Below are 21,669 nucleotides of genomic sequence, written 5' to 3' on the forward strand. Positions count from 1 at the left end.
GTGGCGATCTTCTGGTGGTCCGTGCTGGGCCTGCTGACCTGCGGCTACTTCGCGCTGGCGGGGTACGACTACGGCGTCGGCATGCTGCTGCCCGGGTTCGAGGCCGACGAGCGGAAGCGGCGGCAGACGCTCGGCGCGCTCGGGCCGTTCTTCCTGGCCAACGAGGTGTGGCTGGTGGCGGCCGTCGGCCTGCTGTTCGGCGCCTTCCCGCACCTGGAGGGCAAGGTGTTCGCCGGGGCGTACGTCCTGGTCGTGACGCTCCTGCTCGGCCTGGTGACGTTCACGGCGTCGATGCAGCTGCGCAGCCGCCGCCCGGACGCCCGCCGCGGCGCCTGGACGGCGGGCATCGTCGGCGGCGCGCTGGTGACAGCGCTGTCGTGGGGCCTGTTCCTCGGCAACCTGGTGCTCGGGCTGCCGCCGGTCGCCGACGTGCTCGCCCTGTTCAACCCGTACGCGGTGCTGTGGGGCCTCGGGTTCGTCGCGCTGTTCTGCCTGCACGGCGCGACCTTCCTGGCCGTGCGGGCGCCGGCCGAGCTCACCGGCCGCGCGGTGCGGCTGGCCCGGGCGTTCTCGGCGCCGGTGCTGGCGTTCCTCGTGATCGCCGCGGGGTGGGGGTACTTCGCCCTCGACGGCGTTTCCGCGCTCGGCCTGGTTGCGGTCGTCTTGGCCTTCGCGGCCTTCGCCGTGACGCGCCTCGGGCTGGCGGTGCGGCGGTACCGGCTCGCGCTCGTCGGGTCGATGGTGCTTTCGGCCTGCCCGGCGCTGCTCGCCGGCACGCTGCGGTTCCCCACCGTGCTGGCTTCACCGGCGCTGACCCTCGACGAGGCGGCGACGACGCCGGAGACGTTCGCGGTGCTGGCCTGGTTCGCGCCGCCGTCGGTGCTGGTGTTGCTGGTGGTGCAGTGGCTGACCTGGCGCGCGCACCGCGGTCCCGTCGACCGGCACTCGCTGCTGCACTTCTAGGGGGACGCCGTGCCTGCTCTGCCCGGACTCCGGCGGTACCTGTTCTTCCTGTGCCTGCTCGGCGTGCTCACCGCGTTGTCGGTGCTCCTCCAAGCCGAGGGGCTGGCCACGCTGCTCACCGGCGGCGGGGTTGTGCTCGCCCTGATCGTGGCCATCGCGGCGCGGGTGGCGCTTTCGTGGGGCCACTCGGTCCTCAGTGGACGGTTCGCGGCGTCGGTCCGCGGCGCGCTGCGGCTCCGGCTGCTGGAGTCCGCTTCGGACCGGGCGGGGGTGGTCGCGACGCAGATCACGCGCGGGGTCGACGCCACGGACAGCTACCTGACCGGGTACCTGCCGTCGCTGGTCGTGTCGGTGGTGGTGCCGGTCGCGGTGATCGTGCGGCTGTTCACCACGGACCTGGTTTCCGCGCTCGTGGTCGTGGTCACGCTGCCGCTGATCCCGGTGTTCGCCGTCCTGGTCGGGAAGCACGCGAAGGCGTCGGTGCAGTGGGAGCTGCTGACGAAGCTGGGCGGGCACTTCCTGGACGTCGTCCGCGGGCTCGGGACGTTGAAGGTGTTCGGCCGGGCGGCGGAGCAGGCGGCGACGGTGCGTTCGATGGCCGCGGCCCACGCCGACGCGACCATGAAGACGCTGCGGGTGGCGTTCCTTTCGGCGCTGGTGCTGGAGCTGGTGGCGACGCTTTCGGTGGCGCTGGTGGCGGTGCCGATCGGGTTCCGCCTGCTCTCCGGTGGCTTGGAAGCGCGTCCGGCGTTGCTGATCCTCCTGCTGACCCCGGAGGCGTACCTGCCGCTGCGGGCGGCGGGCACGAAGTTCCACGCGGCGGCGGAGGGGTTGACGGCGTTGCGGGAGGCCCTTTCGGTGCCGGTCGTTCGTCCCCGGCCGGCGGCCCTCACCCGGCGGCGGGGCGCGCCTTCGGTGGTCTTCGACCGGGTCTCGGTGGCCTACGGCGGGGTGCCGGCGTTGTCCGATGTGGACTTTTCGGTGCCCGCCGGTTCGCGCGTGGCGCTGGTGGGGCCGAGCGGGTCGGGGAAGAGCACGGTACTGGCGGTGCTGCTGGGGTTCGTGCCGCCGTCCGCGGGGCGGGTGCTGGTGGACGGGGTGGACCTGCGTTGCCTGTCGCCCGCGGACTGGCTGGCCGACGTGGCGTGGGTACCGCAGCGGCCGACGCTGTTCCGGGGGTCGCTGGCTTCGAACATCGCGCTCGGCGTGCCCTCGGCGGACTTCACCGCGGCGGCCCGGGCGGCGGCCCTGGATTCGGTGGCGGCGGGGCTGCCGCGGGGGTTCGACACCCCGGTGGGCGAACTCGGATCGGCGTTGTCGGCCGGACAGCGGCAGCGGGTCGGGCTGGCGCGGGCGCTGGCCCGGACCGCGGCGGGCCTGGTGCTGCTGGACGAGCCGACGGCCCGCCTCGATTCCCGGACGGAGGACGCGGTGCTGTCCGCCACCCGGCGGCTGCTGCCCGGCCGGACGGCACTGCTGGTGGCCCACCGCCCGGCGATGGTTGCGCTGGCGGACCGGGTGATCGAGCTGCGCGGGGGCCGGGTTTGTGCGGAGGTTTCGGCGTGATGTCAAGTTCACCATCCACAGGCGAGCAGTTGTCCACAGATCGCCGAGCGGCCCTTGATTTCGGGGTGGGGGCGGTAGGATGGAACCGGGGACGCCCCCCGGGACGGGCGAGGGCTGCTTTTGGGGTCTGGGGTGTGTCCACAAAGGATTTTGGTCGCCTCATCCGCGCCGCTCTCCTCGGGGCTGCCGCCGAGCTGGCCGCCCTTGCCCTCATGGCCACCGCTGCCTGGCTTCTGCTTCGAGCCGCCGAACGACCGCCTCTCGCCGCCCTCACCGTCGCCATCGTCGCCGTTCGGACCCTCGCCCTTCTTCGCGGTGGCCTCCGGTACGCCGAACGGCTCGCCGGCCACGATGTCGTTCTCCGGTGGCTCGGCTCGCTGCGAACCCGCGTCTACCAAGCCCTGATCCCGGGAACGGGAACGGGAACGGGACCAGGAACCCGCTACTCCGGCGGCGACCTCGTCACCCGCCTGGTGTCCGATGTGGACGCTCTCCAGGACGCCCTTCTGCGCTGGCTCCTGCCCTCCGCCGTCGCCGCCGTCGTGGGCACCGTTGCCGTCGTCGTCACGGCCTTCGCGTCGGGGCAAGCCGCCGGGGTGCTTGCCTTCGGGTTGCTCGTTGCCGGGGTGCTGCTCCCGTGGCTCGTCGTGCGCGTCACCGGGAAGGCCGCGCAGGAAAGCGCCCCGCGGCGGGCCGAACTCGCCGAACGGGCCGTTGAGCTCGTCACCGGGCACCGGGAGCTCGTCGCCGCCGGGGTGCTCGGCGAACAGCGGGACCGGGCCGCGCGCGTCGTGCGGGAGATGGCCGCCGGGGAACGGGTGGCCTCGGGGTGGACCGCGCTGCTCGCCGCCGCCGGGGTGCTCGTCCAGCTGGGCACCACCGTCGGCGTGGGGCTGCTCGCCCACGCCTCCGTTCCCTGGACCGCCGCGCTGGCCCTGGGCGCCCTGACCTGCTTCGAAGTCGTCCTCCCGCTCGTCGGCGCCGCCCGGCGCGTGCCGGAGATCCGGGCCTCCGCCTCCCGGGTGCGCGCCGTGCTGTCCGAACCCGCCCCGCCGGCCGGGACCAGGACCGCCCGGGAAGGCCATTTCCGGCTGGTCAAAGCCGGCGTGCGGCACCCCGGGCGGGCGCCCGCGCTCAAGGACGTCGACCTCGACCTGCCACCCGGCAAGCGCGTCGGGATCCTCGGGCCCAGCGGTGCCGGGAAGACCACCCTGCTCCGCCTCCTGCTCGGCAGCCAACCGCCCACCGAAGGCCGGGTCACCCTCGACGGCCACCCGCTCGGCGGCTACGCCGGCCTGTCCGCGATCGTCTCGGGCGCCGAGGCCGACGCGCACGTCTTCCACACCACCGTCCGCGAGAACCTCCTGCTCGCCAAGCCGGACGCGAGCGACGAGGAACTCCGGGCCGCCTGCGAGACCGCCGGGTTCGACCTGGACCTCGACCGCGACACCGGCCCGGACGGCGAATCGCTGTCGGGCGGCCAGCGGCAACGGCTGGTCCTCGCGCGCGCGGTGCTCGCCGCGCCGAAGGTGCTCGTGCTCGACGAACCCGTCGAAGGCCTCGACCCGGCCCACGGCGACGCCGTCCTGAAGCGCGTCCTCGCGCAGGCGAAAGGCAGCGTGGTGCTCGTCACCCACCGCCCCGAGCACCTCGACGGCTTCGACGAGGTGCTCACCCTCGAGGACGGGCGAGTACTTCCCGCATCGGCGGCCGGTCGGCGACGCGAACGTCCGTGATGTCCGGCAGCCACTCCTCGTCGACTGGCACGAACTGCGTGAACGGCGCGTCGGCGGCCGGGACACCGCAGCGGCTCAACGCCGTGCCGAGGATCTGGCGGGACATCACGCCGAGCTGGGCCAGCGAGCGGTTGCGGTGCTTGCGGACGCCCAGGTTGACCTGCGCGAGCCCCTCGAGGCCGTAGCGCGCCTCGGCGTCGAGCAGCAGCCCGATCTCGACGCCGTAACCGCCGGCGAACGGCACCGACTCGAGGAACTCGCGCGTGCCCGCGTACTCGCCGCCGAGAGGCTGGATCAGGCCGCCGAGAGCGGGCCGCAACGCCGAGAGCACCGGCCGCGCCAGCAGCTCGGTGACGCGCCCGCCACCGGTGCTCTCCAGCCGCAGCGGACGGCGGTAGAACCCCTTGACCAGGTGGACACCGCGTTCGGCGACCAGCGGCCCGAGCAGCGACGGCACGAACGCCGGGTCCGGGTCGACCAGGTCGGAGTCGAGGAAGACGACGAAGTCGCCGCTGGTCGCGGCCAGCGACCGCCACAGCACCTCGCCCTTGCCGGGCACCGGCGGCAGGTCCGGCAGGACGTCTTCGCGCCGCACGACCCGCGCGCCCGCGGCCTCGGCGACCCGCGCCGTGGCGTCGGTGGACCCCGAATCCACCACGACCAGCTCGTCGACGACCGAACCGACCAGCGGGCGGACCGACGCGACGACGTCACCCACCGTCCGCTCTTCGTCCAGGGCCGGTAGCACCACCGAAACCGTCCGGTCACCCTTCGCGGCCAAGATGTCCGCGGGCGTCCAACCGGGCTCCTGCCACGTACGCCGCTCGAACCAACTCACGAGTAGCGATCGTGCCATGCTGGGGGCACCGCAACCGAGGAGGAGGACCACTTGATCGCGCTGCTTGTCCGGTTCGTGCTGGGACCGCTGGTCAGGGCGGTGTACCGGCCCGAAGTGCACGGCGTGGAGAACGTGCCGCTCAGCGGCCCGGTGCTCCTGGCGGCCAACCACCGCGCCGCCCTCGACACCGGCGTGATCACCTTCGCGACCCCGCGGCAGGTCAAGTTCCTCGGCAAGGCCGAGTACTTCGTCGGCAAGGGCCTCAAGGGCAAGGCGCTGGCCGGGTTCCTCGGCGGCCTCGGGTACGTCCCGGTCGAACGCGGCAACGCCCAGGCCGGGCTCGCCGCACTGGAGGCGGCCCGCAAGGTGCTCGACGCGGGCGGCGTCTTCGCGATCTACCCCGAGGGCACCCGCTCACTGGACGGCCGGCTGCACCGCGGCCACACCGGCGTCGCGGCGCTGGCCCTGGCGACCGGCGCGAAGGTGGTGCCGGTCGCGCTGACCGGCACCGAGCACCTCCAGCCGAAGGGCGCGAAGATCCCGCGCCTGGCGAAGATCGGCATCACGTTCGGCAAGCCCTTGGACTTCTCGCGCTACGAAGGCCAGGACTACGCGCCGGCGATCCGCCGCTCGGTCACCGACGAGGTCATGTACGCGATCCTGGAGATTTCCGGCCAGGAGTACGTCGACAGCTACCACAAGCGGCCGAGCGAAGGCGTGGCCTGAACGTCAGCCGAGCACCTTCACGACGACCTGCTCGTGGTCGACCGTGTAGGCCAGGTACTCGAACTCCAGCCCGGCCTTCTCCACGTGCTCCAGCCACGCCCGGTGCTCGTGCTCCTGCCAGCCGCTGTAGTTGAAGTACTCGTCGAACACCACGATCGAGCCCGGCCGCAGGCGCGGGCCGACGAGGTCGAGCACGGTCTTCGTGGAGGAGTACAGGTCGCAGTCGACGTGCAGCAGGTCCACCGGACCGGGGTGCTCCTCCAGGAAGCCGGGGAGCACCTCGTCGAACCAGCCGACGACCAGCTCGGCGCCCGGCACGTCGGGGAGGCTGTCCATGTCGAAGGTCCCGGCGGGGTAGCCCGAGCGCCAGGTTTCCGGCAGGCCCTCGAACGAATCGAAGCCGTACACCGACTCGCCGCCACGGGCGTTGGCGATGATCTTCAGCGTGGTGCCCGAGTACACGCCGAACTCGAGCGCCAGACCGCCTTCGGGAGCGAGCGACAGGCCGTGCTCCAGCGTGCTGTGCGGCGACGGGAACGGCCGGGCGGACTTCATGTGGTCCCGGACGAACGCGGCACTGCGCTGCGCCGCCTCGGCTTCTCCCGCGAACTCCAGGTCACGGCGGACGCGGTGCTCGACGTGGCCGATCTGCTCCAGCAGCCGTTCGATCACCCGCGCGGCCTGGCTGCCGGTTTCCGCGGGCACCTGGCGCCGCAGCTCGGCGACCTCCCGGCTCAGCTCGTCCAGCTTGGCGGACTGCTCCGCGAAGTGCCGGCCGACCGCCTCTTCGACCGCCCGCGCGACCTTGTCGCGCAGGGAACGGCGAATCCGGTCGGCCCGCAGGCTCCGGCGGATGAGGTCGCGCATGGCAATGTCCTTCCGATCCACGTCCAGGTCCCGGCTCGCGACGCTCACACCCTCATCGAGGAGGGCAGCAGGGTCCGCATGATCCGGCGGCAGGGCTCTTCGACGAACCGGTACACCAGGTGGGCACTCAGCACCGCCAGCCCGATCGCCACGAGCACGGTAAGCCGGTACGGCCAGCTCTGCCAGCCGGACAGCTCATCGGGAATGACGAACTTCGTCGAAATCACCTTGCGCGCCAGGTCGAGGAACAACCAGTGCACCATATACAGCGCGAAGGAGATCTTCCCGCCCCACACCAGTACCCGGCTCGCCAGCAGCCGGGTCGCCGGGTCGCGGCGGCTGACCGCCAGCGAGCCGATCAGCAGCAGGAACAGCGGCACCACGACCACGGTCTCGGTCGAGCCCCACATGAGGTGGCCGTTGATCCGCCAGTCCTGGTCGAAGCGGAACCGCGGCGCCGGGTCCCACCGCTGCACGGCGTAGACGACCACGACGATGGCCACCAGGATCGCGCTCGGCTTGAGGAACCACGGCAGCTTCACCGTCGCACCGTGCCGCATCACCAGCAGGGCGACCACCGCGCCCGCGAAGAACTCGGTGAGCACCCGCAACGGGACGATCCCCGCGACGATCGTGTCGCCGTTCCACAGCAGGTCGCTGCCGTCCTGGAAGCCCATGCCGATCACCACCATCGGCACCACGAGGATCCCCGCCGTCACCAGCAGGGCCCGGGTGCTGACGTGGACGAGCATCCGGGCCAGCACCACCACCAGCACGGTGAAGGCCAGGTAGGCCAGCCATTCGGCGCTCAGCGACCAGTCGACCGGGTTCCAGTCGTGGTGGGCCGTGCTCCAGGCGTGCACCAGGAACACGTGCGACAGGAAGCGGGACGGGTCCAGCGCACCCTGCAGCCGTCCGTCGTTGTTCGCCTCCAGCGAGAAGGCGTGGTAGGCCCCCCACACGAGCAGCATGAAGAACAGCACCGGCCAGATCCGGGACAGCCGCAGCCACAGGAAGCCGGCCATCTTCTTCGGTCCCCAGTTCTCGGCCATCCGGTCGAGGTGGGTGAAGGTCAGGATGAACCCGCTGAGCACGAAGAACAGGTCCACCCCGAGGTAGCCCACGTTGAACAGCGGGACCAGCGGGTACAGGAACCCGAACGACTTCAGCAGCTCCGGCCGGAAGTGGAAGGCGAGCACCCACAACGCGGCCACCGCGCGGATCCCGGTGAGCTGGCCGATGTGGACGCCCGGCCGGGCGGAGCGGGCCGGCTTCGTGTCGGTCTTCGGCGTGGCGGGGACCCCGTCGGCGACGGCCGCCACCGGTGCCGCCGACGACGGGGTCGTCGTCAGCACACGGCCGTTTTCTGCGTCCATCGTCGGGCGTCCTCCGCGTTACGGGTGTTCGATCTGGGCCGGCGAGCTGCGCCGGATCACTTCCGGTTGACCACGGAGAAAACCACACGCCCCGGCGCGCTCATCGAGAGGGTCCGCGCTTGGAGCGGCCGCCCGGCCAGCGTGACGGACGGTTCCTGCGGCGCGGCGACCATCAGCGGCGCGTCACTGTGCGTCCAGGGCAGCCGGAACGACTCGCCGTCCAGGCTCGCCGTCAGGTCGTCCGGCTTGAAGAGGAAGCCCCACACGCGCTCGGTCAGCGACTGCTCCGGGTACACCCGGGCGACGACCACGCCGTCGGCGGCCGTGGGCACCGGGACGGACTGCCCGGCGGCCACCTGCGTGCTGGACAGCTCCCGCTCGGCACCGCACCGGTTCGGGCCGCGCTCGAGCAGCAGCCACTTGTCCGTGGAGTCCACCATGGAGTACCGGCAGGTCTCGGCGAGCTCCGCGCGCGGCGGGTCCCAGAGCGCGAACCGGCCGTCGAGCGTGGTCCGGGTATTCTCGCGGATGATGAACCGGGGGGCGTTGGCGTCGTCGGCGATCCAGGACTCGTTCATCTTGTCGAGGAGCTCGGTGTAGGCGCCGTAATTCAGCAGGGTCGGCGGGATCGCCGGGTTCAGGTTGTAGGTCCAGCCGATGGCCTGGTCGAACGGCTCGGCCCGGACCGTCTGCGTGCCGATCCGGGTCAGGAACCGCTGCGGGATGTCGGTGCGCTGCCGCAGCTGCGCCCGCGCTTCCTCCTGGACGGCGTCCCGGTGGCCGCCGGAGGCGACGATGGTGGCGCCTTCGGCGAAGGTGTGCAGGGACCGCGCCGGGTCGATCACCCACAGGCCACCGCCGAAGCTGGCCGCCTGGGCCAGCAGCGAGATGGCCGCGACCACCGCCAGCACCGCGCTGCGCCGCAGCACGGCGACCAGCACGGCGAGCGCGAACAGCACGGCGAAGTACTGCGCGGAGTGCGAGTCGTGCCGGACGAACCCCTGCTTGAACAGCAGCCAGCCGCCGGCCAGCAGACCCAGCCACAGCGGCCAGCGCAGGCCGTCCATCTTGATCCTGGCCACGGCGACGGCGAGCACGATCGTCACCGCGGCGGCGACCAGGTACTCCCAGGCGGCGTTCGTCGGTTCCAGGCCCATCGACTGCGCGTGCCCGCTGCCGACCGACAGCGCGCGGACGACGTACTGCACCACCTGCGTCGGCGGCTGCCCCGCGACGATCCAGAGCAGGACCAGGCCGACGAGGCCGGAGACGGCGAACTCCGCGAACTCCCGCAGCCGCCTGCCGGGCCGGACGAGCACCGCGCCCAGCACGATGGGGCCGCACATCAGGCCCACCGAGAACTTGGTCAGCAGCATGGCGGCCACCAGCAGGCCCATGACCACCGGGAACGACCGTTCCGCCCACTTCGGCAGCAGGCCGAGTGCGTGGCAGACGGCCAGCACCGCGACGAAGCCCGGCGTGGCGGTGATGACGCTGGTCAGGGGCACGATGCTGAAGCTGACCGCGATCACGCCGCAGGCCACCCAGGCCCACGGCGTGCCGACCCGGCCGCGGAACGCCTGGAAGCAGGCGGCGAGGCAGCCGGTCGTGAACACGAACCAGAAGAGGAAGCCGACGAGCACCTCGGCCCGGACCGTGGTGGACGGGATCGCCAGGAAGTACAGCGGCCCGTACGTCGTCGCGATCCGGTCGCCGAAGCTCAGGCCGAGGTGCCGCGCCATCGCGATCAGGAGCCCGTAGTCGTAGTCGCCCTTGGGTTCGATGGGCGAGAACGACGGCAGCTGCCAGGTGAGGACGGTGAGCAGCCCGCTGATCAGGAGCGTCGCCCGGGACGGGGCCTCGACCACGAGACGCCAGGCCCGGAAGCGCTCGGTGAGCCGCCGCGACCCGGTGGGCCGGACAGCTTCCTCACCGACGGGGGCGTCTTCCTGGCCGGTCACCGGCGCTGGGTCCTTGACCAGGTCTTTCATCGGGGTTCTCCTGAACGACGGCACGACCCGCGGCACCAGCCGCGGGGACGGATCCGGGCTGGCCTCAGAGCACCGAGCGCGGGAACTTCGGCTTCGGGTCGAACTTCACACCGCGCAACAGCGCCTTCACGATCCGCAGCCGCAGCGAGCGGGAGACGTGTCCCTGCGCCATGCCCTTGAGCACGCGGATGGCGAACCCGGCGGCCGCGAACGGGCTTTCGTGGTGCAGCCGGTAGGACAGCTCGTTGCGGGCGCCGTACTCGTACTTCCAGACGTTCTGGTGGTTGATCTGGCCGAAGTTCACGCCCCGGTTCTCCGGGAGGTCGTGCACCACGACGCTGGTCAGCACCTGGACACCGGGCGCGGCCTTGGCGACGCGCAGGGTGTACTCCATGTCGTCGAACCAGATGAAGTAGTCGGTCAGCGGCAGCCCGAAGCGGGTCAGCGTCCAGCGCGGGATCAGCACGGACACGAACGAGCAGTGGTTGACCAGCACCGCCTGCTGCCCGAGCGAGAGCAGCCGACCCCAGTCCCAGGTCGTGCCCGGGTTGTTCATCTCGCAGATGCCGCCGTCGGTCCACTTGACCACCGAGCAGGCGAAGGGCATCTGGTGGCCGAGGGTCTGTTCGGCCTTGTCGAGCCCGTTGACCATCTCCTCGAGCGCGTCCGGCTGCGGGTAGCAGTCGTCGTCCATGATCCAGAGGAAGTCGGCGCCCAGCTCGTAGCCCTTGGCCATGCCCGCGGAGAAGCCGCCGGCGCCACCGGTGTTCTCGGTCAGGCGCAGCACGGTGACCCGCGGGTCGGTCGCGTACGACGCGAGCAGTTCGTCGGTGCCGTCGGTCGACGCGTTGTCGACGACCACGAGCCACTCGGGCGCCTGGGTCTGGGCCAGGATGTGGTCGAGCACCTTGCGGAGCTTGTCCTTGCGGTTGTAGGTGACGACGACCGCGGCGACCTTGTTCACTGCTTCCACCCTCGGTACAGCTCCTCGGCCCAGGCGCTGGCCTTGGGCAGTTTGGCAAAGGCTTCGTTCTTGGCGGCCTGCTCCTCGAACCAGCGCTTGCGCTGGTCGGGCGAAGACATCATGGTCCGGATCTTCTCGGCCGCCTGCCGGACGAAAGCGTACGGGTGCCGCGGGGCGAGCAGTCCTTCGGGGACCACCGAGGCCTGCGAGCCGACGTCGGAGGAGAGCACCGGGACCCCGGCGGCGGTCGCCTCGAAGGTCGTCAGGGTCAGGCCCTCGTTCTCCGAGGTGATGACCAGGACGTCGGACTCGGCCAGCGTTTCCTTGACCGGGTGGTCCGCCGCGCGGACCTGGAGCACGTCGGTCAGGCCGAGCCGGCCGCGCAGGGCGTGCACCTCGTCCGCGAGCGGACCGTCGCCCTGGACGATGAACCGCACCGGGACCGGCGACGACTTCTTGAGCTCGGCGGCGAGCTTCATGAACACGTGCGGCCGCTTCTGCTGGTGGAAGCGCCCGATGTAGCTCACCGTGAACGGGGTGGACTTCGCCTCGGCGCCGACGGTGTCCGGGGTGATCCCGGCCGTGGTGGCGTTCGCGAGGGTGGCGAGGACGACCTTGTCCGCCGGGATGCCCTGCCGGTGGATGAGGTAGTCGCGCAGCTGCGGGGAGATCACGTGGTGCTGGTCGATCATCGCCGACACCTGCACGGCGTGGTCGACGAAGCCGCCGGTCCGCCACTCCAGGACGTGCTGCGAATCGACGACCGGGACGTCCGGCCAGACCGACTTCACCCAGGACAGCCGGTCGTAGAGCCACGTGTTGTGGTGCACGTGGATGCCGCGGATGTCGAAGGCCGAGAACAGCCCGCTGAACAGCTGGGAGTCGGTGCCCAGCTTGATCGGGTGGGTGACCGGGACGAACACCGTGTCGTCGAACTCCGGCCGGGTGATCCACGGGTGGGCCGAGTCCCGGTCGGTGATCACGATCGGGACGAACCCGGCTTCCTTGGCCAGCAGGATGCAGTCCAGCGCCCAGCGCTCCGCGCCGCCGAGCTCGAGCCAGTGCAGGCCGAACATGATGGCGGGCCGGGCGGTGGTGGCCGCGCGGTGGTAGTTCGTGTTGCCGGCGACCGGCAGCCGCCGCGGCAGCTGCGTGGAGCGCATGCGCCGCTCGACGACGTCGGTCCGCAGCTGGCGCAGGTGGTCGTACTGGAACGGGACCCGCGACCGGACCAGCTTCTTGGCCTTGCCGATCGGGCCGCCCAGCTGCTGGTAGCCGTTCTGCACGACCGGCTTGCCACCGACGTCGATGACGAGGTCCACGAACTCGCCGGTGACCTGCGTGCCGGGTTCGGGGGCGACCAGGCTGCGCACCACCACGGAACCGACCGACTCGCGGTCCTGGGTCCAGCCGATGTGCAGGCAGCGCTCGTCGCTCAGCGACGGGTAGCCGAAGTGCAGCGCCCGGACGACGGTCAGGCGCAGGGTCGCGCCGCGCCGCACCAGGGAGTGGTAGTTGGCGGCGCCGATCACCAGCCGGCGTTCGCGCTCGTCGAGGGCACCGTCCCCGACGAGACCGACGCCACGGTCGTCGACTACCTCGAACGTCTCAGTCAGCAAGTCGGTACCCACGCCCGCCCCATCAGTCCGTTTCCCTTTCGGAAAGCTTTGACCAACCACGAAAACATTGCTGCCACGAAGCTGGTGGAAAACGGTTTTCCCGGCTTCGGGGCGAGCGCCGAACCGACCCCCGACGGCGCTACAGGAACCACACTATAGGGGGCAAAAGTCACCCATCTGCGCGCGGGTTCCGGTTGCGGACGGTGACTACACATTCGGCCAGCAAACTCGAAGGATCCTACCTGAATCGCCGCGCACGTCGTTTTGGGCTGCCCGGAGCGGGTGGAGGAGCGGGGCCGCGCCCACGGCATCCGCAGGTCGAGGCCGGTTCGGGTGCCAGGCCGGGTGACCGGCGGCCCGGCGCACCGCCGGTCGGCGACGGCCCGGCGGCCGCCGCTTTTGTTGCCGTAGGACAACTCACGCGGATTTAAAGCGTACGAATTGCACAACGGTGTTGCCGAAACACGGTGGTAACACCGGCGAATCACCGCCGCTGAGCCGGAACGCCTGATCCGGAGCACTGGTTCCGGAGCGCGGGTTCCGGAGCGGCCGCCGCCGGGGCGGGCTTGCCGGGGCGGTGGGTTCCGGAGCGCCTGATCCGGAGCGACCCTGCCGGAGCGACCCCCGCCGGAGCGACCCCCGCCGGAGCGACCCTGCCGGAGCGACCCTGCCGGAGCGACCCTGCCGGTGCGGCCCCTGCCGGAGCGGCGCTTCCGGGGCAGCCCCTGCCGACCCGGCCACGCCGCTCAGATCCCCGGCGCCTCCCTCGCCCACTTCGGCGGCGCGGGCGGCTCGTACGTCTCGAACCGGTCGAGCAGCGCGGCCGGGTCGGCGTCGGTGAGCAGGAGCTGCCGGTAGCCGTCCTTGAGGAAACCCTCGGTGACCATGTGGTCGGCGAACGTCATCAGGGGCGCGTAGTAGCCGTCGACGTCGACCAGGCCGATCGGCTTGCCGTGCAGGCCGAGCTGGGCCCACGTCCAGACCTCGAACAGCTCTTCGAGGGTGCCCGCGCCGCCCGGCAGCGCGAGGAAGCCGTCGGACAGCGCCGCCATCTTCGCCTTGCGCTCGTGCATGTCCGCGACGACGTGCAGCTCGGTCAGCCCGGCGTGCGCGATCTCGACGCTCGACAGCGCCTCCGGGATCACGCCGATCACCTCGCCGCCCGCGGCCAGCGCGGCGTCGGCGACCACGCCCATCGTGCCGACGCTCGCGCCGCCGTAGACCAGGCCGATGCCGCGCTGGGCCAGCAGCTTCCCGAGCGCGGCCGCCTGCTCGGCGTACCGCGGCGAGAAGCCCATCGACGACCCGCAGAAGACACAGATCCGCCGCATCAGTGCGTGTCCTCCCACGCCTGGTAGGACTCCTGCACCACGCGGACGGCGTCGTCGATGTCGTCGGTGACGTGCAGCAGGTCCAGGTCGTGCGGGCTGATCTTGCCCTCGGCCAGCACCGAGTTCTTGATCCACTCGTAGAGGCCGCCCCAGTAGTCGCTGCCGAACAGCACCACCGGGAACTTCGTGACCTTCTTCGTCTGCACCAGCGTCAGCGCCTCGAACAGCTCGTCGAGCGTGCCGAAGCCGCCGGGCAGGCAGATGAAGGCCTGTGAATACTTGATGAACATCGTCTTGCGCGCGAAGAAGTAGCGGAAGTTGACGCCGAGGTCGACCCACGGGTTCAGGCCCTGCTCGAACGGCAGCTCGATGCCGAGCCCGACGGAGAAGCCGCCGGCCTCGGCCGCGCCGCGGTTGACCGCCTCCATCGCGCCCGGGCCGCCGCCGGTCATCACGGCGAAGCCCGCGTTGGCCAGCGCGCCGCCGATCTTGCGGCCGAGCTCGTACTCCGGGTTCTCGCGCTTGGTGCGCGCCGAGCCGAACACGGTGACCGCGCGCGGGACCTCGGCGAGCGCGCCGAAGCCCTCGACGAACTCGGCCTGGATGCGCAGCACGCGCCACGGGTCGGTGTGCACCCAGTCGCTCGGGCCGCGCGAGTCCAGGAGCCGCTGGTCGGTGGTGCTGCCCTGGTCGCGGCGGTCGCGGCGCAGCACGACCGGGCCCTTGTGCCGCTCCACCGGACGTTCGGGGTACTGGCCGTCCGGCCATTCAGACTGTTCGCTCACTTCCCCATGCTACGGCCTCGCCGCCAGTGAAAACGCGAGCAGCGCCGTGGCGGTGAAGTCGATGGCGGGCTCGTTGCTGGGCCATGAACTCAGGTCGTCCGCGTAGCGGCTTCCCCGGCCGTCGAAGGATTCATACGGACGGGTGCACTCCTTGGCACCCGCGGGGAACGGCAGGTCCGCGAAGTTGTCCGCGCCGTTCGGGCCGTTGACGACCGCGCCGTAGAGCACTTTCGAAGGTCCGGCCAGGTTCGCGGCCTGGTGGTGGGGGCACTGCGGGAACGTCGTCCCGGCGCCGACCACGAGCGAGACGCCCCAGGCGTTGGCCCCGAGGGTGAAGTTCCGTTGCTGCACGCCGAAGGCGGCGTACCGGGTGTCCCCGGTGACGCGCTGGTAGAGCCGCGCGGTGGCGGCGAAGCCGAAGCTCTTGCTGGCGGCGTCGAAGTCGGTGACGTCCACGGCCGTCCGGAATGGACTCTTCTGCGCCGCCTCGACGCCGGAGTCGAGCTGGCGCCGCAGGTCGGCGGCCAGCTCCCGGACGCCGAGGGCGGCGCCCGGGACGCCGGTGCGCAGCAGACCGGCCAGGTCGGCGTGGGCGAGCGCGCTCGTGTCGTACAGGTTCAGCGTGCTCGTGTCACCGCTGCCGATGTAGGCCTTCGCCCACTTCGCCGCGTCACGGGCCCAGCCGTCGGCTCGCGGGTCCTTCAAGGCCCGGGCCGCCAGGGCGAGCTGGGTCGCGCCCAGCTCCAGGTCGTCCTCCCACGACGATTCCGGGTAGTAGGCGTGCGGGAACGCGGTGACGAGCTCGCCGACGCCGGTCGTCCCGGCCTGCGCGAAGACGGCCGCCGCCTCGGTCAGGTAGTGGCGGGCGAGCCGCGGGTCGCGGTGGGCGTAGAGCTGCGCGCCCAGCGCGAACGCCGCCGCGACGCGGCCGGCGAGGTTCGGGGACAGCGGCGCGCCCGCCGGGGCCGCGGGGAACACCGGGCGGTGCTTGACGAAGTAGGCGGGATCGCCGGGCTTGACGTCGAGCGCGTCGTCGTCCTGCGGGTTGCGCCAGACGTCGTGGTCGCCGAGGAAGCCGAACTCCTCGCTGCCGGTGCCGATGCCGACCTGGGCGTAGAGCGTCCCGGTCCGGCCGTCCCAGACCTTGTCGAGCCAGTCGAGCCCGAAGCGGACCTCTTCGGCCAGCACCGGATCGGGGTCCTCGCGCAGCACGTAACCCAGCTCGGCCAGCGAGTACGCGGTGTTGGAGGTGAACTTGACGAAGTCGCCGGCGTCGACCCAGCCGCCTTCGACGTCGACCGGGCCGCCCTGCGGCTTCAGGGGTTCGACGATCTCGTCGCCGCCCTCGCCCTCGAACTTCGGCTCGGCGTAGACCGTCGCCGCCCGGTCGGCCAGGTGTGACGGCTTGCGGTCGAGGCGGCCCGGGAGCACGTCGTGGCCGTCGCGCTGGGCCTGGAAGAACTCGGTGGTGGCGCGCACGAGCGGGCGGAACAGCCGGCGCGCGGTGTCGATCCGGAACGGCGGCGAAGTCGCTCCCGCGGCCTTGACCCGGTAGGTGCCCGGTCTCTCCAAAGTGGACAGATCGAGGTCGAACACCGCCGGGTAGCGCGCGTTCCAGGCGCCGAGGCTCGCGCCCGTGCGGCCTTCGCGGACCGTGCGGCCGCGCTCGTCGACGACGGTGAACGTCCCGCCCGCGCCGCCGAGCAGGTACGCGTGCTTCGCCTCGCCCAGCGCGTAGCCGACTTGGTCGACGCGCACCTCCGCCGGGGCGGTCGCGGCCTCGGCCGGAGCGGCGGCGAGGGGCACGGCGAGCGCGGCCGCCGTCGCGAGGGGAAGCAGGCGCATGATCGGCCTCCACTTTGTTAGGAAAGTTTCCTATTTAGCGGAGAACGCTATCCCGGTGCGCGCGGAGGAGTCAATATGTCCGTTTCCGCGGCCGCCGCGCCGATGACCTACCGTGGAGAGGTGACCAGTGCCCCCGCCGAACCGCTCGGAGCGCGGATCCGGCGGCTGCGCACCGGGCGCGGCTGGACCCAGCGCGAGCTGGCCGAGCCGGGCTACGACCGGGGTTTCCTGGCGAAGGTCGAGACCGGCAGCCGCCCGCCGTCGGAGGAGATGCTGGCCTACCTGGCGCAGCGGCTCGGGCTGACCGTCGACGAGCTGCGGTTCGGCCGCCCGCCCGGCGTCGCCGACGAGCTGCGCGCGGCACTGGACGAGGGCTACCGCGACCTGGAGCAGGGCCGGATCGCGGCCGCGGAGGAGCGGTTCGCCGCCGTCGGCAAGCAGGCCGCGGGCTACCACCTCGACGACGTCGAGTGCTACGCGCGGTTCTGCCGGGCCGAGGTGAAGTGGCAGCTCTTCGACGTCGCGGGGGCGCAGCGGGCGCTGGAGCACGCGGAGGAGCTGGCCGGCGCGGCACCGCCGTGGCTGGCGGCGATGATCGTGCACCGGTGGGCGGGCTGCCGGTTCCAGAGCGGCGACCCGGGCCCGGCGATCGCCCGGATCGAAGCCGGGCTGGCCGCGCGGCCCGCCGACCCGGACGCCGAGCTGTGCCTGCTCACGGCGTTGATCCACCCGCTGATGGAGATGGGCGGCCTGCACCGGGCCCGCCGTGCGGCCGAGGACGGGCGGCGGCTGGCGCGGGCGGCGACGCGGCCGGACTTCGTCGCGCGGTTCCACCGGCAGGCCTCGCAGGTGTGGCACGCGACCGGCCACGCGGACCGGGCGGACGCGGACCTGACCGAGGCGTGCCGGCTCTTCGCGTCGGTGGGGTTCGAGCGGGACGCGGCCCGCTGCCGCTGGGCCCGCGGCTACCTGCTGCGCCACCTGGGCCGCCTCGACGAGGCCCGCGCGGAGCTGACGGCGGCCCGCGACCAGCTGGCGGCGATCGGCGCGGACGAGGGCTTCGCCGGCGCGACGCTCGAACTGGCCGAGGTCCGGCTCCGGCAGGGGGCGGCCGCGGAGGCCGCGATGCTGGTGTCCGAGGTCCAGGAGCTGCTGGCCCGGGACGTCGAGTCACGGGGCGAGGCGACCAGCCTGCTGGGCCAGGTCGCCGCGGTCCGGGGCGACCTGGCGACGGCGGCCGGGCTGCTGCGCGAGGCGTTCGAGATCCAGACGGCGGCGTCCCTGCACGGCGCGGCGGTTTCGACCGCGCTGCGGCTCGGCGACGCGCTCCGGCAACGTGGTCGTCTGGACGAGGCCGTCGAGGCCTACCGCCGCGGCCTCGACTCGGCGGCCCGCGCCGAATAGCGGACCAGCGGACTCGGTGGTCCGGACCAAAGCAACTTTCCTACGAAAGTCTGTGAATTGGTTCAGACCAGTCTGTCATCTCGCTCCTACCTGCACGTTTGCCGCGCGAGGAACGATCGTCACGCCGTCGCACTGCTCCGTTCGGCCCATTGACCCGTCCGCGGGCGGAACCTTTACTCGGACGCGTCCGGCGCAATAACAGCAGTTATTCCTCCGGGCACACTCCTCCCCGGTCCCCGGAAAGGTTCCCCATGAGATCCCCACGTGGGCTGGCGGCGATCGCCGGCCTGGTCCTCACCTTCGCGGTGCCGGCGATCCCGGCCGCCGCAGCTCCCGCACCTCCCGCCGCCACCCCGCCCGAGGCGCTCGCCGCCCGCGCTGCCGACCAGGCCGCCCTCAGCGGCGCCGACCGGCTCGCGAAGGGTGCCGGGGAGGCCTTCGTCCGCACTGGGGTCACCCCGGGTGGCGGCGGGCTCTACTACGCCTCCTACCAGCGCACCTACCACGGCCTGCCGGTCGTCGGCGGGGACGCGGTGGTGGTCGCCGACGGCGCCGGGCGCGTCCGCGGCACCGAAGCCGCGCACACCGCCCCGATCACCATCGGCACGCGGGCCGCGGTGACCGCCGAACAAGCCGCGAAGACCGCGCGCGGCAAGGTCTCCACCGTGGACACGGCCGAAGCGCCGAGGCTGGTCGTGCTGGCCGGGGACACCCCGAAGCTGGCCTACGAGGTCGTCGTCGGCGGGCGCACGAACGGCAAGCCGACCCACCTGCACGTCTTCATCGACAGCACCACGGGACAGGTCCTCGACACGCGGGACGACGTCCGCGAGGCCGGCACCGGCAACTCGTTCTACGCCGGCACCGTCTCCATCGACACCTCCGGCTCCGGCAGCTCCTACTCGATGACCGACCCGGGCCGCCGTGGCATCGCCTGCGGCCGCGAAGGCGGCTCGATCTTCACCAAGAGCTCCAACACCTGGGGCAACGGCTCGGGCACCGACCTGGAGACCGGCTGCGTCGACGTCCTCTACAGCGTCCAGACCGAGTGGAAGATGCTCGGCGAGTGGCTCGGCCGCACCGGCATCGACGGGGCCGGCGGCGGGTTCCGCGCGAGCGTCGGCCTCAACGACGTCAACGCCTACTGGGACGGCTCCTCGACGCACTTCGGGCACTCGCAGGACAACCGCCGCCAGGCCACGCCGATGGACGTCGTCGGCCACGAGTTCGGGCACGCGATCTTCCAGACCACGCCGGGCGGCGCCGGCTCGGGCAACGAGAACGGCGGCCTCAACGAGTCGACCGGCGACATCTTCGGCGCGCTGACCGAGTTCTACGCCAACAACCCGAAGGACACGCCGGACTTCATCGTCGGCGAGGGCGTCAACCTGGTCGGCAACGGCCCGATCCGGTACATGGACAACCCGGCCAAGGTCGGCGACCCGAACTGCTACTCGGCGTCGATCCCGAGCACCGAGGTGCACGCCGCCGCGGGCCCGCAGAACCACTGGTTCTACCTGCTGTCCCAGGGCAGCGCCGCCAGCCCGACCTGCAACAACTCGACGGTGACCGGCGTCGGCATCCAGAAGGCGGGCAAGATCTTCTACAACGGCCTGCTGAAGAAGACCTCGTCGTGGAACCACCGCGCGGCCCGCAAGGCCACGCTCGAAGCCGCCGTCGCGCTGTTCCCGGGCAGCTGCACCGAGTTCAACGCCACCAAGGCCGCGTGGGACGCGGTGAGCGTGCCCGCCGTCAGCGGCGAGCCGGCCTGCACCGGCCAGCCGCCCGCCGGCAACGACTACTCGCTGACGCTGTCGCCGACGTCGGCGACCGTACAACCCGGACAGACGGCGACCACCACGGTGACCACCCGGGTCACCTCGGGCAACGCCCAGACCGTGCAGCTCGTGGCCAGCGGCCTGCCCGAGGGCGCGAAGGCGACGATCAGCCCGGCGAGCATCCAGTCCGGTGGCACGGCGACGCTGACCATCACCACCTCCGCGACCACGCCCGAGGGCACCAGCCAGGTGACGGTCACCGGCGACGGCACCGACGCCGACCACACCGCGCAGTTCTCGCTCACCGTCGGCACCGGCGGCCCGCCGCCGACCGGCTGCGACGGGCTCGCCGAGTGGGACTCCGCCAAGGCGTACGCGCCCAACGACGTCGTCGGCCACAACGGCCACAAGTGGACGTCGCTGTGGTACTCGACCGGTGCCGAGCCCGGCGCGCCCACCTCGTGGGCCGTCTGGAGCGACAGCGGCGCCTGCTGATCCCGGCCGCGCGGTGGCGGACCACGCCACCGCGCGGCCTACCCTGAACCGGTGGAAAGGCGGCCTTGGTGAGCGAGAGCGTCGGCGAACGCCTGCGTGAGCTGCGCACCGAACGCGGGCTCACGCAGCGCGAGCTGGCCGGGCCGCAGTACTCGGCGGCGTACGTGTCGTCGGTCGAGACCGGGGCGCGGACGCCGTCGGGGGACGCGCTGCGGTTCTTCGCCGGGCAGCTCGGGATCGACGCGGGCGAGCTGCTCGGCGGCCGGTCCCCGCGCGAGCTGATCGAGCTCGACCTCGAGCTGATCGAAACGGCGGAACGGTTCCTGGCCGGCGACGCGCGCCGCGCGACCCCGCGGATGCAGCGGATCCGGCGGCACGCCGAACGCCTGGACCGGCCGCGGCAGGCGGGGATCGCGCTGCTGTGGCTGGCCGGGTACTCGACCGGCGACGTCCGCACGAAGTACGTCGCCGACGCCGAGACGGCCCTTTCCGGCGAGCCGCCGCCGGTGCGGGCGATGGTCGTGCCGCTGCGCGCGGCGGTGCTGACCGGCTGGGGCGAGGTGCAGTATTCGGTGCACCTGCTGGAGACCTGCCACGCCGAGCTGCTGCGCGACGGCTACCCGCAGCCGTCGATGCTGCTGACGCTGCGGGCGTGCCTGGCCGAACGGCACCTGCGCCAGGGCGACCTGGAGCGGGCGGCCGAGTACGCCGATTCGGCGTTGCGGCTCGCCCGGGGCGGTCCGGCGGTGCTCGCCGAGCTGACCCGCAGCCACGTCGAGGTGTGCCGCAGCCACCTGGCGGCGGACCGGTTCGCCGACGCCGCCGCGTCGGTCGCCGCGGCCTACGACCTGATGCAGGAACGGGCCCTGCACCCCGCGATGGCGTACTGCCTGCTCGCCAGGGCCCGGGTCCGCGGCCGGTCGGGTGACGTCGAGGGCGCCCTGGCCGACCTCGGCGCGGCGCGGGAGACGGCGTGGCCGGACGACGTCCCGGCGATCACCGTCGAGCTGGCCGCGGAGTACCTCGCGGCGGGCCGGCTGGAGACGGCGTCGGCGCTGCTCGACCAGGTCCGCCCGGCGGTCGTGGCGGGTACGCCGCTGGCCGCGGAGCTGCGGCTGCAGCTGGGCTCGCTGGCCAGGGCCCGCGGCGACGCCCGCCGCGCGGCCGAGGACCTGCGGGCCGCCGTCGAGCTCGCCACCGGCCTGGGCGCCCGCGGGGTGCTGGTCCGCGCGCTGCGGCCGTTGAGCGAGCTGCTCGGCGAGACCGGGAAGCAGGAGGAGGCCGCGGACGTGCTGCGCAACGGGCTCATCGCGCTGGGCGCGGAAGACGGGTAACCGGTTTCTGAGCCGTACTAACGAATCCCGGTGATCGAGATCGTCCGGCGT

16 protein-coding genes are annotated in these 21,669 nt (G+C 72.2%); 7 read left to right on the forward strand and 9 right to left on the reverse strand.

All coding sequences use genetic code 11. The annotated features are described in order from the left end of the window. The 3 genes from ACWEGE_RS39715 (at position 1) to cydC (ending at position 4,265) form a co-directional block, all read left to right on the forward strand. A complete protein-coding gene (locus ACWEGE_RS39715) occupies positions 1 to 963 on the forward strand; it encodes a cytochrome d ubiquinol oxidase subunit II (protein WP_449665643.1) in 963 nt (320 codons plus the stop codon). Between the two features lie 9 nt (positions 964 to 972). Then, on the forward strand, positions 973 to 2,529 hold the full coding sequence (gene cydD, locus ACWEGE_RS39720; RefSeq protein WP_449665644.1) for a thiol reductant ABC exporter subunit CydD: 1,557 nt from the start codon (positions 973 to 975) through the stop codon (positions 2,527 to 2,529). 134 nt (positions 2,530 to 2,663) lie between these two features. Then, positions 2,664 to 4,265, forward strand: a complete 1,602-nt coding sequence (cydC, locus tag ACWEGE_RS39725) for a thiol reductant ABC exporter subunit CydC (protein WP_449665645.1) — start codon at positions 2,664 to 2,666, stop codon at positions 4,263 to 4,265. On the opposite strand, the gene ACWEGE_RS39730 is transcribed toward cydC, so the two are convergent. After that, positions 4,201 to 5,103 (reverse strand): glucosyl-3-phosphoglycerate synthase, encoded by a 903-nt coding sequence (locus ACWEGE_RS39730; RefSeq protein ID WP_449665646.1) that lies wholly within the window; start codon positions 5,101 to 5,103, stop codon positions 4,201 to 4,203. The genes cydC and ACWEGE_RS39730 overlap by 65 nt on opposite strands. 51 nt (positions 5,104 to 5,154) lie before the next feature. Between ACWEGE_RS39730 and ACWEGE_RS39735 the strand changes: the two genes are divergently transcribed. After that, positions 5,155 to 5,829, forward strand: coding sequence for a lysophospholipid acyltransferase family protein (locus ACWEGE_RS39735; RefSeq protein ID WP_449665647.1), 675 nt, complete (start codon positions 5,155 to 5,157; stop codon positions 5,827 to 5,829). A gap of 3 nt (positions 5,830 to 5,832) precedes the next feature. Here the strand turns inward: ACWEGE_RS39735 and ACWEGE_RS39740 are convergent, their stop codons facing one another. The 8 genes from ACWEGE_RS39740 to ACWEGE_RS39775 all read right to left on the reverse strand — a co-directional run bounded on the left by ACWEGE_RS39740 (position 5,833) and on the right by ACWEGE_RS39775 (position 16,607). Continuing rightward, entirely contained in the window at positions 5,833 to 6,696 is an 864-nt protein-coding gene (locus ACWEGE_RS39740) for a class I SAM-dependent methyltransferase (protein ID WP_449665648.1), read from the reverse strand. 44 nt (positions 6,697 to 6,740) lie between these two features. Continuing rightward, positions 6,741 to 8,072, reverse strand: coding sequence for an acyltransferase family protein (locus tag ACWEGE_RS39745; RefSeq protein ID WP_449665649.1), 1,332 nt, complete (start codon positions 8,070 to 8,072; stop codon positions 6,741 to 6,743). A gap of 56 nt (positions 8,073 to 8,128) precedes the next feature. After that, entirely contained in the window at positions 8,129 to 10,063 is a 1,935-nt protein-coding gene (locus ACWEGE_RS39750; RefSeq protein ID WP_449665650.1) for a hypothetical protein, read from the reverse strand. A gap of 64 nt (positions 10,064 to 10,127) precedes the next feature. Next, positions 10,128 to 11,036, reverse strand: a complete 909-nt coding sequence (locus ACWEGE_RS39755) for a glycosyltransferase family 2 protein (RefSeq protein ID WP_449665651.1) — start codon at positions 11,034 to 11,036, stop codon at positions 10,128 to 10,130. Further along, the gene (locus ACWEGE_RS39760) at positions 11,024 to 12,658 is read right to left on the reverse strand and encodes a glycosyltransferase family 4 protein (protein WP_449665652.1); all 1,635 of its coding nucleotides are present in this window, start codon (positions 12,656 to 12,658) and stop codon (positions 11,024 to 11,026) included. The genes ACWEGE_RS39755 and ACWEGE_RS39760 overlap by 13 nt, the downstream gene beginning before the upstream one ends. A gap of 734 nt (positions 12,659 to 13,392) precedes the next feature. After that, complete coding sequence (locus ACWEGE_RS39765; RefSeq protein WP_449665653.1) at positions 13,393 to 13,977, reverse strand: LOG family protein; 585 nt, start codon at positions 13,975 to 13,977, stop codon at positions 13,393 to 13,395. Then, complete coding sequence (locus ACWEGE_RS39770) at positions 13,977 to 14,762, reverse strand: LOG family protein (RefSeq protein ID WP_449665654.1); 786 nt, start codon at positions 14,760 to 14,762, stop codon at positions 13,977 to 13,979. Before ACWEGE_RS39770 ends, ACWEGE_RS39765 begins: the two co-directional genes overlap by 1 nt. Before the next feature lie 9 nt (positions 14,763 to 14,771). Then, positions 14,772 to 16,607, reverse strand: a complete 1,836-nt coding sequence (locus tag ACWEGE_RS39775) for a glycoside hydrolase family 9 protein (RefSeq protein WP_449665655.1) — start codon at positions 16,605 to 16,607, stop codon at positions 14,772 to 14,774. Positions 16,608 to 16,682: 75 nt separating this feature from the next. Between ACWEGE_RS39775 and ACWEGE_RS39780 the strand changes: the two genes are divergently transcribed. The 3 genes from ACWEGE_RS39780 (at position 16,683) to ACWEGE_RS39790 (ending at position 21,618) form a co-directional block, all read left to right on the forward strand. Then, positions 16,683 to 18,011, forward strand: a complete 1,329-nt coding sequence (locus ACWEGE_RS39780) for a helix-turn-helix domain-containing protein (protein ID WP_449665656.1) — start codon at positions 16,683 to 16,685, stop codon at positions 18,009 to 18,011. 251 nt (positions 18,012 to 18,262) lie between these two features. Next, positions 18,263 to 20,284 carry a M4 family metallopeptidase gene (locus ACWEGE_RS39785; RefSeq protein ID WP_449665657.1) on the forward strand — a complete coding sequence of 674 codons (2,022 nt, stop codon included), beginning with the start codon at positions 18,263 to 18,265 and terminating at the stop codon, positions 20,282 to 20,284. A 68-nt stretch (positions 20,285 to 20,352) separates the two neighbouring features. After that, entirely contained in the window at positions 20,353 to 21,618 is a 1,266-nt protein-coding gene (locus ACWEGE_RS39790) for a helix-turn-helix domain-containing protein (RefSeq protein WP_449665658.1), read from the forward strand. Positions 21,619 to 21,669: the final 51 nt, after the last annotated feature.

The sequence above is a fragment of the Amycolatopsis sp. NPDC004747 genome, assembly GCF_053601335.1.

What these genes read in the sequence shown, in the direction of transcription:
- ACWEGE_RS39740 (WP_449665648.1), bottom strand. Translation starts at nt 6,696, where the DNA reads ATGCGCGACCTCATCCGCCGGAGCCTGCGGGCCGACCGGATTCGCCGT.
- ACWEGE_RS39745 (WP_449665649.1), bottom strand. Translation starts at nt 8,072, where the DNA reads ATGGACGCAGAAAACGGCCGTGTGCTGACGACGACCCCGTCGTCGGCG.
- ACWEGE_RS39750 (WP_449665650.1), bottom strand. Translation starts at nt 10,063, where the DNA reads ATGAAAGACCTGGTCAAGGACCCAGCGCCGGTGACCGGCCAGGAAGAC.
- ACWEGE_RS39765 (WP_449665653.1), bottom strand. Translation starts at nt 13,977, where the DNA reads ATGCGGCGGATCTGTGTCTTCTGCGGGTCGTCGATGGGCTTCTCGCCG.
- ACWEGE_RS39775 (WP_449665655.1), bottom strand. Translation starts at nt 16,607, where the DNA reads ATGCGCCTGCTTCCCCTCGCGACGGCGGCCGCGCTCGCCGTGCCCCTC.
- ACWEGE_RS39780 (WP_449665656.1), top strand. Translation starts at nt 16,683, where the DNA reads ATGTCCGTTTCCGCGGCCGCCGCGCCGATGACCTACCGTGGAGAGGTG.
- ACWEGE_RS39785 (WP_449665657.1), top strand. Translation starts at nt 18,263, where the DNA reads ATGAGATCCCCACGTGGGCTGGCGGCGATCGCCGGCCTGGTCCTCACC.